The organism is Streptomyces sp. NPDC127197 (assembly GCF_042672405.1).
Taxonomy (GTDB): domain Bacteria; phylum Actinomycetota; class Actinomycetes; order Streptomycetales; family Streptomycetaceae; genus Streptomyces; species Streptomyces flavusporus.
In genome coordinates, this window is the sequence record NZ_JBHXVG010000006.1 from 68,611 (window position 1) to 85,650 (window position 17,040).

The window sequence follows — 17,040 nt, forward strand, 5'->3', positions numbered from 1 at the left end:
GCATGACGGAGTGTCGCGACAGTCCGGCCCCGGTCGCTGTGCATCGTGTTTCACGTGAAACGTCGCTCACTGCTCCACGGCATCATCGGCCGCGGCCGCGCCGCGGCCGAACCTCGTGACCGCAAGCCTCTCGGTTCCCTGGGCGGGGAGGCTCCTCCCGATTCGGGTGACACTCCGTCTCCCTCCAGAGGCATGGAGTTGTCCACAGCGGTGGATTTCTCCACAGAACACCAGGCCTCACTGGTTCGCGACCCCGAAGACATGGGAGGCTCTGTTCATTGCGAGCCTGAAGTCGAGGAGAGTGAATCCTTGCGGTCCGACGCCAACATCGCGGGACCGATGACCGATCCGGTCCCCGGTCCCCGTACCGAGTCGCCGGGGGAGGATGTTTCACGTGAAACACCGCCCCCGATGGACGACACTCCCATCGGTCGTGCTGCCCAACTGGCGGTCGAGGCTCTGGGCCGGGCCGGTGAGGGTCTGCCACGACCCGAACAGACCCGTGTCATCGTCGTGGCCAACCAGAAGGGTGGGGTCGGCAAGACGACGACGACCGTCAACCTGGCTGCTTCGCTGGCTCTGCACGGCGGCCGGGTCCTGGTGATCGACCTTGACCCGCAGGGCAACGCGTCCACCGCTCTGGGGATCGACCATCACGCCGAAGTTCCTTCCATCTACGACGTGTTGATCGAGAGCAAGCCGCTCTCGGAGGTCGTTCAGCCGGTCCCCGATGTCGAGGGTCTCTTCTGCGCGCCTGCCACGATCGATCTCGCCGGTGCGGAGATCGAGCTGGTGTCCCTGGTGGCGCGGGAGAGCCGTCTCCAGCGAGCGATCCAGTCCTACGAGCAGCCACTGGACTACATCCTCATCGACTGCCCGCCGTCACTCGGTCTGCTCACGGTCAACGCGCTGGTGGCCGGCCAGGAGGTCCTCATCCCGATTCAGTGCGAGTACTACGCGCTGGAGGGGCTGGGGCAGCTGCTGCGCAACGTCGACCTGGTGCGGGGACACCTCAACCCTTCGCTGCATGTATCGACGATCCTGCTCACCATGTACGACGGTCGGACGCGGCTTGCGTCACAGGTCGCGGACGAGGTGCGCAACCACTTCGGCGACGAGGTGCTGCGGACGAGCATTCCCCGCTCGGTCCGTATCTCCGAGGCGCCGAGCTACGGGCAGACGGTGCTGACTTACGATCCAGGATCGAGCGGTGCCCTCTCCTATCTTGAGGCGGCACGAGAAATCGCGTTGAAGGGTGTCGGCGTCAGCTATGACGGGACGCACGCCCATATCGGCGCTCAGAGCGACCAGAGCATGGTGGAGGGGATCCAGTGAGCGAGCGACGGAGGGGGCTGGGACGTGGTCTCGGCGCGCTGATCCCTGCGGCCCCGACCGAGAGGACGCCGGCGCAGACTGCGGTGGGAGGCGCTGCTTCCACGTCCCCCACGGCGGTGCCGGTGCTGAACAATGAACGCGGGGTGGCCGCGGCGAAGGTGGCCACGCTGCCGCCTGTTTCACGTGAAACCGAGGAGCCGTCGGTGAGCGGCGCCGTGGAAACGCCCGCACCTCCCATGGGCGCCCACTTCGCCGAGATCCCCCTTGGCTTCATCACGCCGAACCCGCGGCAGCCGCGTGAGGTCTTCGACGAGGATGCGCTGCACGAGCTCGTCACTTCCATCAAGGAGGTCGGACTTCTCCAGCCGGTCGTCGTACGGCAGCTGGGCATCGACCGCTACGAGCTCATCATGGGTGAGCGGCGTTGGCGGGCCTGCCGTGAGGCGGGACTCGAGGCGATCCCGGCGATCGTGCGGGCCACGGAGGACGAGAAGCTCCTCTTGGACGCCCTGCTGGAGAACCTGCATCGGGCCCAGCTGAACCCCCTCGAAGAGGCGGCCGCCTACGACCAGTTGCTGAAGGACTTCAACTGTACGCATGACCAGTTGGCGGACCGTATCGGTCGGTCCCGCCCGCAGGTCTCCAACACGCTGCGTCTGCTGAAGCTGTCGCCGGCGGTCCAGCGCCGGGTGGCCGCCGGAGTGCTCTCCGCCGGACATGCGCGGGCCCTTCTCTCCGTCGAGGACTCGGAGGAGCAGGACCGGCTGGCGCACCGGATCGTGGCCGAGGGGCTCTCGGTGCGTGCCGTCGAGGAGATCGTGACCCTGATGGGATCGCGGCCCAAGGCGGCTCAGCGCTCCAAGGGCCCCCGGGCCGGGACCCGGGTCTCTCCGGCACTGACCGACCTCGCCACTCGTCTTTCGGACCGCTTCGAGACGCGGGTGAAGGTCGACCTGGGCCAGAAGAAGGGCAAGATCACCGTGGAGTTCGCCTCCATGGAGGACCTCGAGCGGATCCTCAGCTCGCTCGCGCCCGGTGAGGGGCCGGTCCTGCAGAAGAGCCTTCTGGAGGGCGACTCCGAGGAGGCAGAGGACTGAGCCTCGGGCGGCGGGGTGGTTCCGCCCAGCAGTGCCGTCAGTGCGGGCCGTGTCCGGTGTGTACCGGAACGCGGCCCGCACTTTGCTTTTTGGCGGTATCGATGGAATCGCATCGTGGATACGATGCGTTCGGATATGGCGCATCCACCTGGGAGTAGGCTCTAAGGGGAGGCGGGGTCATGCGACCGATGAGCCGGACCGGACTGGTGAGCGCGGGACTGGGGCTGGGCGCGGTCGGCGGGTTCGTCGGCAGCCTGCTCAGGGAACGGAGCGCACTGACTGCCGCCCGCGATGCGGCGGGCGAAGGAAGCGAGGAACAGCCTTCATGGGGCGTCGGCTCGTACCGCTCACGCTGGACAACCTTCCGGACCTTCCCAAGCGCTGTCGCACGTGCGTCTTCTGGGAGTTGGATCCAGTCAGCGGTGAGGCAGCGGTAAAGGCGGGCACGTCCGCGCTGGAGAAGGAGGCCTGGATCTCCGCCGTGCTGTTGGACTGGGGATCCTGCGGGCGGGTCGTCTATGTCGATGAGGTACCGGTGGGCTTTGTGCTCTACGCGCCTCCGGCCTACGCTCCCCGCTCCACGGCGTTCCCCACGAGCCCCGTCTCGCCCGACGCCGTGCAGTTGATGACCGGGTTCATCGTGCCGGGTTACCAGGGGCAGGGGCTGGGCCGAGTGATGGTCCAGACAGTCGCCAAGGATCTTTTGCGGCGCGGCTTCAAAGCGATCGAGGCGTTCGGGGACGCCCGGTGGAAGGAACCCGCCTGTGTGCTGCCCGCTGATCATCTGCTCGCGGTCGGCTTCAAGACCGTCCGCTCCCATCCCACGTATCCGCGGATGAGGCTGGAGCTGCGCACGACGCTCTCCTGGAAGGAAGACGTGGAGCTGGCGCTGGACCGGCTGCTGGGGGCGGTGCAGAAGGAGCCAGTCCTGAGGCCGCTCTAGAACGCCGCACATCACACGAATGGGCCAGCCCTCTCGGGCTGGCCCATTCGTGTTTCACGTGAAACATGGTGCCGTCTGCTCGACGGCACGGCGTCACTCAGCGATGAAGTCCTCGAGGTCGCGGACGATCGCGGCCTTCGGCTTGGCACCGACGATCGTCTTGGCGACCTCGCCGCCCTGGTAGACGTTCAGCGTCGGGATCGACATGACACCGTACTTGGCGGCCGTACCCGGGTTCTCGTCGATGTTCAGCTTGACGACCTCGATCTTGTCGCCGTACTCGGCGGCGATCGCCTCGAGGGACGGCGCGATCTGGCGGCACGGACCGCACCAGGCGGCCCAGAAGTCCACCAGTACGGGCTTGTCGCTCTTGAGGACGTCCTGCTCGAAGGAGTCGTCGGTCACATTCTTCAGGGTGCCGGCCACGGCGGGCTCCTAACTGGTTGGTGCGTGGGGCGGATTGAGGGTTCAGACAGAGGTCTTCTCGGGCTCGGCCTTCTTCGCGTCCGCGAGGGCGGCGAGGAAGCGCTCGGCGTCGAGGGCGGCGGAGCAGCCGGTGCCGGCCGCCGTGATCGCCTGTCGGTAGGTGTGGTCGACCACGTCACCGGAGCCGAAGACACCCGTCAGGTTGGTGCGGGTGGAGGGCGCGTCGACCTTCAGGTAGCCCTCCTCGTCCAGGTCCAGCTGGCCCTTGAACAGCTCGGTGCGCGGGTCGTGGCCGATCGCGATGAACAGGCCGGTCACCGCGAGATCCGACAGCTCGCCGGTCTTGACGTTGCGCAGCTTCAGGCTGGAGAGCTTCTGATCGCCCTGGATCTCGGCGACCTCGCTGTCCCAGACGAACGAGATCTTCGGGTCGGCGAAGGCGCGCTCCTGCATCGCCTTGGAGGCGCGCAGGGTGTCCCGGCGGTGGACGACCGTGACGGATTTGGCGAAGCGCGAGAGGAAGGTGGCCTCCTCCATTGCGGTGTCGCCGCCGCCGATCACGGCGATGTCCTGGTCCTTGAAGAAAAAGCCGTCGCAGGTGGCGCACCAGGAGACACCGCGGCCGGAGAGCGCGTCCTCGTTGGGCAGGCCGAGCTTGCGGTGCTGGGAGCCGGTGGCGACGATGACGGCCTTCGCGTGATGCACCGTGCCCGCGGTGTCGGTGACGGTCTTGATCTCACCGGTCAGGTCTACGGAGACGATGTCGTCCGGAACGAGCTCGGCGCCGAACCGCTCGGCCTGGGCGCGCATGTTGTCCATGAGCTCGGGGCCCAAGATGCCGTCCTGGAAGCCCGGGAAGTTCTCCACGTCGGTGGTGTTCATCAGCGCACCACCTGCGGTGACGGCACCCTCGAAGACCAGTGGCTTCAGCGACGCGCGCGCGGTGTAGAGCGCCGCCGTGTAGCCGGCGGGCCCGGAGCCGATGATGATCACGTTACGGACGTCGCTCACGGCTTGATTCCTCGTCTCTGGACTGCGTCGTTCGACCGGGGGAGCCCCTTTCAGAACTCTCACCCCACCCAACGGATCCTAAGGGGCGCGCATTCCCGCTGTGCCCGGGCACACGGAGTGCTCCCTCGAGGAGATACCCCGCGGGAGCAGAGGCCGGGCGACAGGAGGAGGCGGTGGGTCCTCAGGGGCGAGTGTAGGACTGCTCCAGCAGAACCTTGGCCGTAGCGGACGACGACTGATCCACACAGGTCGCGTCGACGACGTAGGCCGTGACCCGCGCGGGGTTCGAGGTGTCGGGCAGGACCACGAGCAGGGCGCTCGTGCCCTGATAGGTTCCGGGCTCGGTCGCCAGGGCGGCGTCGCTGCGTCCGATGCCCTGCTGGACGCACTCGGGGACCCGGACCGTGGGCTGCTGAAAGACGCGGTTCCGGTCGGTGCTGGGGGCGGACTCCACACCGAAGTCGTCGGGAGTGCGGGAGCCGTTCCCGGAGCTCTGGCCCTTGGCGAGGAGATCCACGACCTGCTGCTCCAGCTTCCCCTCGGAGAAGGTGTCCGCGGAGGCGGACTGCTGCTCGTGGGCCGTGGTGCCCGGCTCCGACCCGGTCAGCGAGGACACGAGGACGGAACCGAGCCCCAGAGCGGCGGCAGAGAAGACCGCACCCAGGACAGCCACCCTGCGGCGCCCGCCCCGCCTGCGGTTCTTACGCCCGGGACCGGTGGTGGAGGTGCCTGCGTGGCCAGAGGGGCGAATCGTGGCTGCCGATGTTTCACGTGAAACACGCGTGCCGTCGTCCGTGTCGGAGGTCGTGCGGGCCGCGTCGACGGGTGCTGAGGTGCTCATCGCATCGGGTGCGGTGGTGTTGAGGAGAGCCTCAGCGGCGAGAGCGGCGTCGATCCGTTCGGCGACGTCGGCGGGCATACGCGGCGGACCCGGCAGTGTGCCGAGCAGCCCCCGGATCTCTTCCAGCGACGCGAGGACATCAGCGCAGAGTTCGCACTCGTCCAGATGCCGTCGTACGTCTGCGGTCCGGTTCGGGGGGAGCAGGCCTTCGGTGAGGTCGGAGATCTCCGTGACGTCCGGGTGCCCGGCCGTATCCGTCGTGGATGTCACGCTCGCCCACCTCCGCCCTTCACAGCAGCTGAATCGCTTGGCCCTGCACCCCGTGGTCCCGCACCGTGCGGTCCCGCTGCCGGTGGGACGGATGTCCCCTGCGCCCGGTTCCGCCCCGCGGCCGGCTCTTCGCCGCGACCGGCGTTTTCCGGACGTAGATGGGTGAGCAGCGGGAGGAGTCTGGCTCTGCCGCGTGCGCAGCGGCTCTTCACCGTCCCGGTCGGGACGTCGAGCATGCGGGCGGCCTCGGCGACCGGGTAGCCCTGCATGTCCACGAGGACGAGGGCGGCGCGCTGGTCGGGCGGGAGCGTGCCGAGCGCTTCGAGGAGCTGGCGATGCAGGTCGTTTCGCTCGGCGGGGGCCGACGCCGACTCGTGCGGCTCCAGCAACTGCTCCAGCCGCTCGGTGTCGTCGACCGGCGAGGTCTTGCGGGAGGCCGCCTTGCGGGCGCGGTCGAGGCAGGCGTTCACCGTGATCCGGTGCAGCCAGGTTGTGACGGCCGACTGGCCGCGGAAGGTGTGGGCGGCCCGGTAGGCGGAGACAAGGGCGTCCTGGACCGCGTCAGCGGCCTCCTCGCGGTCCCCCAGCGTCCGCAGCGCAACCGCCCAGAGCCGGTCGCGGTGCCGCCGCACGATCTCACCGAAGGCGTCAGGGTCGCCTTCCACATGGCGGGCGAGCAGATCCCGATCGCTCACCGCGTCGTACCCGGCGCCTTCCGCCATCGGCCCCCTCCCCCTTCGGTGAGACGTCAGCCCGTGAACTTCACTTCGGTGATGGCCTGCTTGTAGCCCTGGTTGCTGTAGTTGGCCGGATCGTCACCGGAGTACGGCAGCGCCGTCAGCCACACCAGGACGTACCGGCTCTTGACCCGCTTGTCGACCGTCACCTTCGCGGAGGTGCTGCTCGTTGTCGTGGTACCGAGATTCGTCATGGAACTCAGCGGCGTGGACGAACTCAGGGAGTCGGTGGCGTACAGCCCGACCGTTGTGTGGTCGCCGCCGTACCGCAGCGAGAACGTGGCGGCGGATACTTCCTTGGTGGAGCCGAGGTCGTAGACGATGCCGACGCCGGGCTTTATCACCATCTTCGGTCCATCCAGGTAGCTGCTGGTCCGCCAGCCCGTGGACGTGTCGCCGTCGTAGGTCTTGTCCACGTCGGCGGGATGCTGGGAGTCGCCCTTGGCCACGTACTCCTCAGCACCCTGGATGGCGATCGGCTTCGGTGTCTCAGGCTTCTTGTCCTTGTCGTTGCCCTCGGGGTTCTGCGGCTGGTTCGTGTCGTCGGACGAGGTGCCGCCCCGCTCCATGAGGGCGTCTGCGAGCTGCCAGCTACCCAGCCCGAGCGCGGCGATCAGCAGGGCCGACACCGCCCACTTCAGTGCCTTGCCGGTGCGGCTCTGAAGCGGGGGCGGTGGGGTGGGTACCGGCCGCGTGGCGCTCGGGTGGGACGTCTGGCGGCCGTACGTGCCCTGCTGGTACGTCGTGCGCTGATACTCCGGCGGTGCGGTGAACGCGGGCTCCGGCGGGCGGATGCGGGGCATCTCGCCGATCGCCTTCACCAGCTCCTCCGGCGTCGTGCAGGGGGACTCGTGCCGGGAGGCGGTCGCGCCGTCGTTGGCGAGCGCGCGCATGGCGAGCTCCGACAGGCCACGGTGGACGCCGGCGCGCACCTGGTCGGGGGCGATGAGACCGACGTCCTTGGGCAGCCCGGCCAGTCCGTAGGCGTCGTCCTCGTACGGCCAGCGCTGGGTGAGCGACGCGTACAGCAGCGCGCCGATGGCTTCCGTGTCGGTGCGCTGCGGGGTGTCGGAACTGATGCCGCGCAGCGCGGCGTTCACGGCGAGACCGCGGATGCGCCACTGCCCGGAGGAGGTGCGCAGCACGGCGTTGGGGTTCAGCCGTAGGTGGGCCAGACCTTCGCGGTGGGCGGCGGCCATGGCGGCGGAGACCTGGCTGACCATCTGGTAGGCGTCGTGCGGCTCCAGGGGACCGGAGGAGAGGAGCGTGGTGAGCTCCGTGGCGTCCGGCAGCCATTCGTGCACGACGTACACGAGGTCGTTCTCCTCGACGGCGTCGAGGACCTGCACGAAGCGGGGGTCGCCGAGCAGCGCGGAGGAACGGGCTGCGGCCAGGACGGAGCGGGCCCGGGAGTGGTCCGCGGGCAGTACGTGCACGCCGACGGCGCGGCGGAGTTTCTCGTCCACCGCACGCCAACTGCTGAAACCGTCCAGACGGGTGACGCAGTCCTCGAGGCGGTAGCGTCTGGCGAGCTTGTGGCCGCTGTGCAGCTCGGGCGGCGAGGCTTTCGTTCCGGGATCCTCGGCCCCGCTACTCCCCTGTGCCTCGTCGCGCTCCGTGTCCCGCTCCCGGTTGTTGGCCACCCCGTCGGCCGTGGACTGGTCCGCCTGGTCCGCCTTGGCGGTCAGCGGCTCATCGCCGCTGTTGTCTGCCACGTCGACGGCAGCCGTGCTCCGTTCCGCCACCGTCGTTCCTGCCTCCCCATTCGTTGCGCGCCGGCCGACTCCGTTGCGCGCCGTCCGACGCCGAAACCAATTGTGCCCACAGTCCGCCGCTATGCACGACACACGGTGGCGGACGATGGTTGTGCGCGTACCCCCCGATTCAGCGACCCAGACGCCCGCGGACCATGCCGACGAGCGAGTTCAGCTCCGCGATCCGCATGCGGCGGGCGGCGACGTAGAAGATGCCCAGCAGGATGGCACCGCCGGCCAGCAGCGCGGCGAAGGAACCGGCGATGCCCTGGCCGAGGGCCTGGGTGATGCCGTAGCAGGCGGCACCGCTCAACAGTGCCGCGGGGACCGATGCGATGCTCAGCCGCGCGTACGTCCGCAGCACGCGGGTGCCGTCGAGGTCACCGCCCAGCCGCTTGCGCAGCCGGCGCCAGGCGACTCCGACGCCGATGGCATAGGCGAGGCCGTAGGAGGCGGCCATGCCTACGACGGCCCAGCGGGACGGGATCAGGAAGAAGCACAGGGCCGAGGCGCCGGCGTTGACCGCGGCCACGATCACTGTGTTGTAGAAGGGCGTGCGGGTGTCTTCGTACGCGTAGAACGCGCGCAGGACGACGTACTGCACGGAGTACGGGATCAGGCCGAGGCCGAAGGCCATCAGCATGTAGCCCATGTTGGTGGCCTCGCTGGTGCCCGACGAACCGAACATCAGCGTGCACATGGGGATGCCGAGTGCCAGGAAGCCGAAGGAGAGGGGCACGATCGCGACTGCCGTCGTCCTCAGTCCCTGCGAGATGTCGTCGCGGACGGCGCCGCCGTCGTCCTCCGCCGCGGAGCGCGCGAGGCGGGGCAACAGGGCGGCCATCAGGGAGACGGTGATGATGGCCTGGGGCAGGCCCCAGATGAGCTGGGCGTTGGCGTAGGCGGCGAAGCCGGTGCCGTCGACGGGCGAGTCCTTGCCCGCCGCCGTGGACAGTTGGGTGACGACGAGCGCGCCGGCCTGGTTGGCGAGGACGAACAGGACGGTCCACTTGGCGAGCGTCACGGCCTTGCCGAGGCCGTGACCCTTCCAGTCGAAGCGCAGCCGAAGCCGGAATCCTGTCTCCCGCAGGTACGGGATCATCGCCAGAGCCTGCACGACGAGGCCGAGCACCACGCCGATGCCGAGGAGCCGTTGGCCCTCCGGTGGAATGTTCGTGACCGTCATGCCTGAGTGCTCGGCAGTTCCGTACACCCAGAGGAACATGCCGAGTGTCACGATGATGACGATGTTGTTCAGGACCGGAGTCCACATCATCGCGCCGAAACGGCCACGGGCGTTGAGGATCTGACCCATCACCACATGGATGCCCATGAAGAAGATCGAGGGCAGGAAGTAGCGAACGAACGTGACGCCGACCTCGTTGGCGGCGGGGTCGCTGGCGACCGCGTCGGACATCAGGCGAATGAGAAGTGGCGCACCGAAGACGGCGAGCACAGTGAGCGCACCGAGCGTCACCATGACCAGCGTCAGAAGCCTGTTCGCATAGGCCTCGCCGCCGTCCTCGTCGTCCTTCATGGCCCGCACGAGCTGCGGCACGAAGACGGAGTTGAGGCCACCGCCGACCGTCAGGATGTAGATCATGGTCGGCAGCTGGTACGCGACCTGGAAGGTGTCACCGAGCAGGCCGACACCCAGCGCCGAAACGATCATCGCCGACCGTACGAACCCCGTGAGACGGGACACCATCGTGCCCGCCGCCATCACGGCGCTGGACTTCAGCAGGCCTCCGGCCCGTCCGCCCTTCTTCGCCGCCGCGGGTGTCTCGTCGGCGGGCGGGGACGGAGGCGCCTGATACTGCCCGGCAGGTGCCTGGTGCTGCTCCGGCGACGTCTGGGCGCCGCCGTACGGCCCGGCCGCGGCATAGGTCCCGCCGTACCGCCCCGCCGGCCCCTGGTCCGTGCCGGGTGCGGCGCTCGGACCCGGCACACCGGGGTGCTGCATCGAAGGATGGGCACCGCCCTGCTGCTGGTCCCGGAAGAGGTGCGCGAAGGCGTCCGGCTCGTGGCGCTCGCCGCCGACCTGGGTGACCAGGTCGTCGACGCCGACGTACTGGGTCGTGCGGGGGTCGTCGCCGTACGGCAGGTACTGGGTGGGGCCCTCCGGCTCGGGCGGCGGGGTCTGGGCCCACACGCGGGGGTCGGGGGCGTACGGCGACTGGGGCGGCTGGGCGTACAGCTGTTGCGGCGACTGGTACGTGCCGGGCGGCGGCGGGGGGTGTGCGGCGCGGTCGTAGAGCGCCTCGGCGACCGGGTCCTGGGCCGAGAGGTCCCGGTCCCGGTAGGGGTCCTGGTCGTAGGCGTCCTGGAGGTACATGTCCGCGGGGTGCTGCGGCGGCACCTGGCCGTGCTCGGGCGGCGGGCCCTCGGGGTAGCCCGAGCTGCCCGCGGCCTGGCCGCGGTCACCGTCGTACGGCGCGTTCATGGTTACCCCACCTCATCGTCCCGGGCCCACCGGCCACGACATGTCAACGGTCCACTCTCTCACCCGTCCCGGACGGGTCGGCGTTTTCCGCTGGGGTGTCCGGTGTCGGGTCACTCGGCTGCTCCGGGGCGCCTGCCCCGGGCCGGGCGCCCGACTCCTCCCTGAGACGGTGTTCGGGGCTTTCGGGGTTCTGCGGACCGTCGTCGGGCTCGTCCGCGGTCTCGGGAGCGTCCCCGTCGGCCTCGCGGGCGGCCGCACGCTTGCGCTGGGTGTACATCCGGAAGCCGGCCAGGACGAGCAGCAGGACACCGCCGCCGATGACCAGCATCACCGTGGCCGTGATCTCGGTGACCTTCACGTCGAAGCGGACGGGTGCGCCGTACGCATGGCCGTCCTTCGTGAACAGCTGGGCATACACGGTCACCCGGCCGTTGGCGTTGGCGGACGTGGTGAACTTCACGGACTGGCTGTGGCCGCCGGAGACGGCGACGGGCTGCTCGTCATAGGCCTTGCCGTCGATCTCGAGGCGGGTCGGGCTGGTCGAGGTCAGCCGCAGGACCAGGTTGTCGACGCCCTGGACCAGGTTGTTCTGCACGGTCACCGGGATCGTGGCGCTGCGGCCGGAGAGTTTGGTCTCCGACTTGTCGATCAGCGTGACCCCTTCGGACAGGTCGTCGAGATACGACTCCACGCCGTCGCGGTAACCCTGGGCCTCGGTGGCCAGGCCGCGCCACGACGTGGACATCTCGCGGTTTATGGCCCGTCCGAAGGGGGTCACCACCCGGGACTGCTGGGTGAGGATCACCTTGAAGCTGTCGAGCTTGTCCTGCGTCTGCGCGATCTGTTCGAAGGCCGAGCGGGGCAGTTCCTGCTTGCGCAGCGAGGACGGGTAATCGGAGGTCGACGCCACGTTCGTGGTGGCGCCGGGGTCCGGCTTGGCCCTGGCGGCCGCGGTGAGCTCCTGGGCCTCGGTCCAGGTGCCGGCCTGCAGGGCCGTGACCGCTTCGGCCATGGCCCGGGCCTGGCTGGCGGTCGGCATGCGCTGCGGGGCGATGACGATGCTGCGCTGCTGATTCGTCTGGAGGTTGAGGGCGAGGCTCTGGGCGAGGAACTTCTGTACGGCCAGTGTGTTGGCCGACGCCTTGGTCAGGTCGCCCTGGAAAGCCGTCGACAGCCGCGCGTCCGCGACCACCGCCGTGGTGCCGCCGCCGATGGGGCGGGCCGCGGAGGGCGTGTACGGCAGGCCGCTGGTCTCCTCCAGGCTGTCGCTGCGGGCGATCACCTTGTCGGCGCCGGCGGAGGTGGCGACCTTGACGATCGACGGGTCCACGGCGCCGTCCACGGGCCAGGCGAAGTCGGTGCTCGGTGTCACGTGGAGCACGGTTTTCACCGTGGTGGCGGCGACGTCGGTGGCCGCCTTGAACTGGCTCAGTGAGCCGGTGACGTCCGTGCCGTTGTGGGCGAGGGAGGCGAGGTCCGGGTCGGCGAAGGGCAGGGCGACGACCTCCTTGTCCGCCACCGCCTTCTGCAGGTCGGCCAGCCACTGCTTCGCGACCGCCTGGCGGGTGCCCGCCGTGGGGGTCTCGCCCTCGCCCTGGACCCGGTAGCCGCGCGTCATCGCGTCGACGGAGGCCAGGAGGTCCGGGTCGATCACCCAGGTGACGTCGAGGTCCTTGCCCAGCGACACCAGCTGCTCCAGACGGCCGCCCGGAGCGATCTCCTTGGCGAGGTCGTCGTTGAGGAAAACCGGCGTCTGCTGCTCGTTCGAGCCCGTCTCCGCCGTCATATGGGCGGTGGACACCAGCGGCCACAGGACCGTGGTCCTCGTCCTTGCGTCCGCTTCGTCGGGCTGCCACGGCAGGAACGTCCGCTCGATGCCCAGCACCTGCTCCCAGGGCTGCGCGGCCGTCTCGCCGGACAGCGAGACGCCGAGCTGGTAGACACCGCTACCGCCCAGGTCCAGGTCGTCGACCGGTACGGAGATACTGAAGCGCTCGCCGACGCCCGGAGTCAGCTTGGCGAACTCCTGCGTGAACGAGCCGCCGATCGCCGTGCCGTCGGCGCCCGGTACGTACCCGGTGCGCTTGGCGGCGGTGTCGATCGCGGAGCGGGTGGTCAGCTCAGGGCCCACACGCAGGTCCACATGGGCGTCGGTGACCGCCTGCTTGCCGTTGTTGGTCACTGTGCCGGAGACGGTCAGCGTGTCGCCCTCGGTGGGTGCGCTGGGGCTGAGCGAATCGAGGGCGACGGTCACCGTGCGGGAGCCGGAGGCAGCCCGCGCGGAGGTCTGTCCGGCGGCGTCCGCGGCAGGGGCGGCGGGGAGCTGGAGCAGGCCCGCCAGCAGGGGCGCACTGGCCAGCAGCGCCGCGGTGCGCCTCATCCACCGGCGGGCAGGTGAGGGACTCGTCCCCTGGAAGTCTGCCGCCTCGGCCACGCGCTAGCCCGTCCCTCGTCGTCGTCAGTGGTCGTCGGAATGTGCGTCCACGCATGGTAACGATGCGCGCTGAGGGGAAGTGCCGCGGACTGCTCCACAGGATCGGGGAAGGCGGGGCCGCGTCCCGTATGTGCGCGTATAAACGCGTCCCGTATGTGCGCGTAATAAATGCGCGTATCAAGAGGAACGCCTGCGTACGTCGTGAGGGCTGACCTTGTGCCCGTATCGACGGTGGGGTTCGCGTGTGGTTAATCGAGGCGCTCGCGGTCGTCCGGGCCACGTACCCTCTTCTGTTGTGCCGAACGCCAACGATGACACCAGTGCCCTGAGCCAGGTGCGGCACCGCGCGGTGAGTGAGCCGCTGCGGGTCGCCCCGGTCGCCGACGACCTCGCCCGCCGCTTCCAGGACGCGGGATTCTCACTTGCCCTGGTCGGCGGCTCGGTCCGGGATGCGCTGCTGGGCCGACTCGGCAACGACCTGGACTTCACGACCGACGCCCGCCCCGAGGACGTCCTGAAGATCGTGCGGCCGTGGGCGGACTCCGTGTGGGACGTGGGCATCGCCTTCGGCACGGTCGGTGCCCAGAAGGACGGCTTCCAGATCGAGGTGACCACCTACCGGTCTGAGGCGTACGACCGGACGTCACGCAAGCCCGAGGTGTCGTACGGCGACTCCATCGAGGAGGACCTCGTCCGGCGTGACTTCACCGTGAACGCGATGGCCGTCGCGCTCCCGGAGAACGAGTTCATCGATCCGTACGGCGGGCGGGACGATCTGGCGACGCGGGTCCTGCGCACTCCGGGCACGCCCGAGGAGTCCTTCTCGGACGACCCGCTTCGGATGATGCGGGCGGCCCGTTTCGCGGCCCAGCTCGATTTCGAGGTGGCCCCCGAGGTCGTCGCGGCGATGAAGGAGATGGCCGGGCGCATCGAGATCGTCTCGGCCGAGCGGGTGCGGGACGAACTGAACAAGCTGATCCTCTCCGCCCACCCGCGCAAGGGGCTGGCTCTGCTGGTCGACACCGGGCTCGCCGATCATGTGCTGCCGGAGCTGCCGGCGCTGCGGCTGGAGCGTGACGAGCACCACCGCCACAAGGACGTCTACGACCACACCCTGATCGTCCTGGAGCAGGCGATCGCGTTGGAGGAGAACGGCCCGGACCTGACCCTCCGCCTGGCCGCGCTGCTGCACGACATCGGCAAGCCGCGGACGCGCCGCTTCGAGAAGGACGGCCGGGTCTCGTTCCACCACCACGAGGTGGTCGGGGCGAAGATGACCAAGAAGCGCATGACGGCCCTGAAGTACTCCAACGAACTGGTGAAGGACGTCTCACGCCTGGTCGAGCTCCACCTCCGCTTCCACGGCTACGGGACCGGGGAGTGGACCGACTCCGCGGTCCGGCGTTACGTAAGGGACGCGGGGCACCTTCTCGACCGTCTGCACAAGCTGACCCGCTCGGACTGCACAACGCGGAACAAGCGCAAGGCGGCGGCGCTGTCGCGGGCGTACGACGGCCTGGAGGAGCGGATCGCCCAGTTGCAGGAGCAGGAGGAACTGGACGCCATCCGGCCTGACCTCGACGGCAACCAGATCATGGAGCTCCTGGACATCAAGCCTGGTCCTGCTGTGGGTCGCGCCTACAAGCACATGCTGGAACTGCGCCTGGAGAACGGGCCCATGGAGCACGATGCGGCTGTCGCGGCACTCAAGGAGTGGTGGGCCGCGCAGGGCTGAGGCTGTGAAACGGGGTCATGTTTCACGTGAAACATGACCCCTCGCCAGATGTGGAGAGGGCGGTGTTTCACGTGAAACACCGCCCTCGGCAGGTCTGAGGTTCTACTTGGCCGAGTAGTCCTCCAAGCAGAGGGTGAATTCCTCGCTGCCGCCCGTCTCGGTGTACTCGCTGTACTTGGTGCGGTCGCACCCCTCCAACGTGCCGTCCTTCTTCTCGGCGACCTTGTACTCCGCCTTCGAGTCACTGCAGTCGACGACCTCCAGTCCCGGGTCGGTGGTGCTGTCCGGGTTGGAGATGCTCATGCAGTCGCCGACCTTCGCCGTGTTGGCGTCGTCCCGGCTCGCGATCCAACCGCCGATGACTGCGGTCAGGACGGCGATGGCGATGACGACGTTCTTGATCGTCTTGAAGCTGAACCGGCGCCGGGGCTGCTCCGGTGGGACCGGGGCGTACGGCGCGGCACCCTGCGGGGGGAAGCCGGGCTGGCCGGGCTGCTGCGGGTAGCCGCCCTGCGGCGGGTACGGAGCCTGGGGCTGCTGGCCCTGCGCGTAGGGGTTCTGGCCCTGCGCGAACGGGTTGCCCTGGGGCGGCGGAGTTGTCACTTGTGGGTCCCCCTGGAACGTAGGTGTGTGGCGCGAAAGCACGCGCGCATAAGACCCACGTAAGTTATCGGGCCCCACTGACAACTCCGCAGCCGGGAGTGACTCTGTGGCACTGGTGTGACACTTACCGGAGTTCAAAGCGGGCCATAGCCGCCGCAACCGCCCCGTAGAGCGCAGCCACCGTGAGGACCAGGTGCACCGAGCGCCCGTCCGGCGGCAGCATCAGCGCGGCAGCACCGGCGGCGCTGACGAAGGCGATGTTGAACAGGACGTCGTAGAGGGAGAAGATCCGGCCGCGGAAGCCGTCGTCGACCGACGACTGCACGATCGTGTCCGTGGAGATCTTTGCGCCCTGCGTGGTGAGGCCCAGGACGAAGGCCGCGACCAGGACGGGTGCGGTGGCGAACGGGAGGCCGAGGGCGGGCTCCAGGACGGCGGCGGATGCCGCGCAGACGACGATCCAGCGTCCGGGGCCGAGCCGTCCCGCGGCCCAGGGGGTCAGCACGGCCGCCGCGAAGAAGCCGGCGCCGGAGATTCCCACCGCCAGCCCCAGCAGGGCGAGTCCGTCGTCCGTGTTCGTGGTCAGGGCGTACCGGCAGAGCATCAGCAGCATGACCGTCAGGGCGCCGTAGCAGAACCGCATCAGCGTCATCGACGTGAGCGCCCAGACGGCTTCCCGGCGCGTCGGCGCGGCGAGATGGCGTACCCCGGCCACGAGACCGCGGGCGGTTCCGGAGAGCGCCGCCGCCAGGCGTGGCTGCACCAGATCACGGTCCGGACCCAGCAGGTCCCGGGCGATACGCAGGGACGCCAACGCCGAGCACAGATACAGCGTGGCGCCCACCAGCACCACGACGGCATCCGAGTCCGCGATCAGCAGCCGTACGGCGAAGGCGAGGCCGCCGCCCGCGGTCGCGGCGAGGGTGCCGGCCGTCGGGGACAGGGAGTTGGCCATGACCAGGCGGTCCTCGTCCACCACACGGGGCAGCGCGGCGGACAGGCCCGCGAGGACGAAACGGTTGACGGCGGTGACACAGAGGGCGGAGACGTAGAAGAGCCAGTCCGGGACGTGGCTCAGCATCAGCACCGCCGTCGCCGACGCCAGCAGGGCGCGCAGCAGGTTGCCGTACAGAAAGACCTGCCGGCGACGCCAGCGGTCCAGCAGGACGCCGGCGAAGGGGCCCACCAGGGAATACGGGAGGAGCAGAACCGCCATGGCCGAGGCGATCGCGGTGGCCGAGGTCTGCTTCTCCGGGGAGAAGACGACGTAGGTCGCGAGCCCGACCTGGTAGACACCGTCGGCGCCCTGGGAGAGAAGCCGTACGGCGAGCAGGCGCCGGAAGTCCCGGAAGCGGAGCAGGACGCGCAGATCGCGCACGACGGCCATGGGCACAGCCTCACATACGGGGAG

At 69.2% G+C, this 17,040-nt stretch carries 13 protein-coding genes; 4 read left to right on the top strand and 9 right to left on the bottom strand.

Features of this window, described 5'->3' with window-relative positions; translation table 11 throughout:
* The first annotated feature begins 261 nt into the window (after positions 1–261).
* The 3 genes from ACFVJQ_RS11640 to ACFVJQ_RS11650 all read left to right on the top strand — a co-directional run bounded on the left by ACFVJQ_RS11640 (position 262) and on the right by ACFVJQ_RS11650 (position 3,375).
* Positions 262–1,335: a ParA family protein gene (locus ACFVJQ_RS11640; protein ID WP_385510668.1), complete on the top strand. Its 1,074-nt coding sequence runs from the start codon at positions 262–264 to the stop codon at positions 1,333–1,335.
* A complete protein-coding gene (locus ACFVJQ_RS11645) occupies positions 1,332–2,432 on the top strand; it encodes a ParB/RepB/Spo0J family partition protein (RefSeq protein WP_129798838.1) in 1,101 nt (366 codons plus the stop codon). Before ACFVJQ_RS11640 ends, ACFVJQ_RS11645 begins: the two co-directional genes overlap by 4 nt.
* A 325-nt stretch (positions 2,433–2,757) precedes the next feature.
* Entirely contained in the window at positions 2,758–3,375 is a 618-nt protein-coding gene (locus ACFVJQ_RS11650; RefSeq protein ID WP_224737502.1) for a GNAT family N-acetyltransferase, read from the top strand.
* A 93-nt stretch (positions 3,376–3,468) separates the two neighbouring features.
* On the opposite strand, the gene trxA is transcribed toward ACFVJQ_RS11650, so the two are convergent.
* The 7 genes from trxA to ACFVJQ_RS11685 form a co-directional block, all read right to left on the bottom strand.
* On the bottom strand, positions 3,469–3,801 hold the full coding sequence (trxA, locus tag ACFVJQ_RS11655) for a thioredoxin (RefSeq protein WP_003991504.1): 333 nt from the start codon (positions 3,799–3,801) through the stop codon (positions 3,469–3,471).
* A 42-nt stretch (positions 3,802–3,843) separates the two neighbouring features.
* On the bottom strand, positions 3,844–4,812 hold the full coding sequence (gene trxB / locus ACFVJQ_RS11660) for a thioredoxin-disulfide reductase (protein ID WP_385782928.1): 969 nt from the start codon (positions 4,810–4,812) through the stop codon (positions 3,844–3,846).
* A gap of 181 nt (positions 4,813–4,993) precedes the next feature.
* A complete protein-coding gene (locus ACFVJQ_RS11665; RefSeq protein WP_385510461.1) occupies positions 4,994–5,923 on the bottom strand; it encodes an anti-sigma factor family protein in 930 nt (309 codons plus the stop codon).
* Positions 5,920–6,645, bottom strand: coding sequence for an RNA polymerase sigma factor SigM (gene sigM / locus ACFVJQ_RS11670; RefSeq protein WP_385510463.1), 726 nt, complete (start codon positions 6,643–6,645; stop codon positions 5,920–5,922). The genes ACFVJQ_RS11665 and sigM overlap by 4 nt, the downstream gene beginning before the upstream one ends.
* Positions 6,646–6,671: 26 nt before the next feature.
* Positions 6,672–8,405: a protein kinase family protein gene (locus tag ACFVJQ_RS11675; RefSeq protein WP_385510464.1), complete on the bottom strand. Its 1,734-nt coding sequence runs from the start codon at positions 8,403–8,405 to the stop codon at positions 6,672–6,674.
* Positions 8,406–8,544: 139 nt separating this feature from the next.
* The gene (gene murJ / locus ACFVJQ_RS11680) at positions 8,545–10,857 is read right to left on the bottom strand and encodes a murein biosynthesis integral membrane protein MurJ (RefSeq protein WP_385782933.1); all 2,313 of its coding nucleotides are present in this window, start codon (positions 10,855–10,857) and stop codon (positions 8,545–8,547) included.
* A gap of 43 nt (positions 10,858–10,900) precedes the next feature.
* Positions 10,901–13,291 carry a DUF6049 family protein gene (locus ACFVJQ_RS11685; RefSeq protein ID WP_385782936.1) on the bottom strand — a complete coding sequence of 797 codons (2,391 nt, stop codon included), beginning with the start codon at positions 13,289–13,291 and terminating at the stop codon, positions 10,901–10,903.
* 295 nt (positions 13,292–13,586) lie between these two features.
* Here ACFVJQ_RS11685 and ACFVJQ_RS11690 point away from each other — a divergent pair, with 295 nt between their 5' ends.
* Positions 13,587–15,026 carry a CCA tRNA nucleotidyltransferase gene (locus ACFVJQ_RS11690; protein WP_385782939.1) on the top strand — a complete coding sequence of 480 codons (1,440 nt, stop codon included), beginning with the start codon at positions 13,587–13,589 and terminating at the stop codon, positions 15,024–15,026.
* Positions 15,027–15,128: 102 nt separating this feature from the next.
* Here the strand turns inward: ACFVJQ_RS11690 and ACFVJQ_RS11695 are convergent, their stop codons facing one another.
* Together ACFVJQ_RS11695 and ACFVJQ_RS11700 are read right to left on the bottom strand one after the other, a co-directional pair.
* Positions 15,129–15,629 (bottom strand): hypothetical protein, encoded by a 501-nt coding sequence (locus tag ACFVJQ_RS11695; RefSeq protein ID WP_385510470.1) that lies wholly within the window; start codon positions 15,627–15,629, stop codon positions 15,129–15,131.
* 124 nt (positions 15,630–15,753) lie between these two features.
* Positions 15,754–17,016 carry an MFS transporter gene (locus ACFVJQ_RS11700; RefSeq protein WP_385782943.1) on the bottom strand — a complete coding sequence of 421 codons (1,263 nt, stop codon included), beginning with the start codon at positions 17,014–17,016 and terminating at the stop codon, positions 15,754–15,756.
* Between the last annotated feature and the right edge of the window lie 24 nt (positions 17,017–17,040).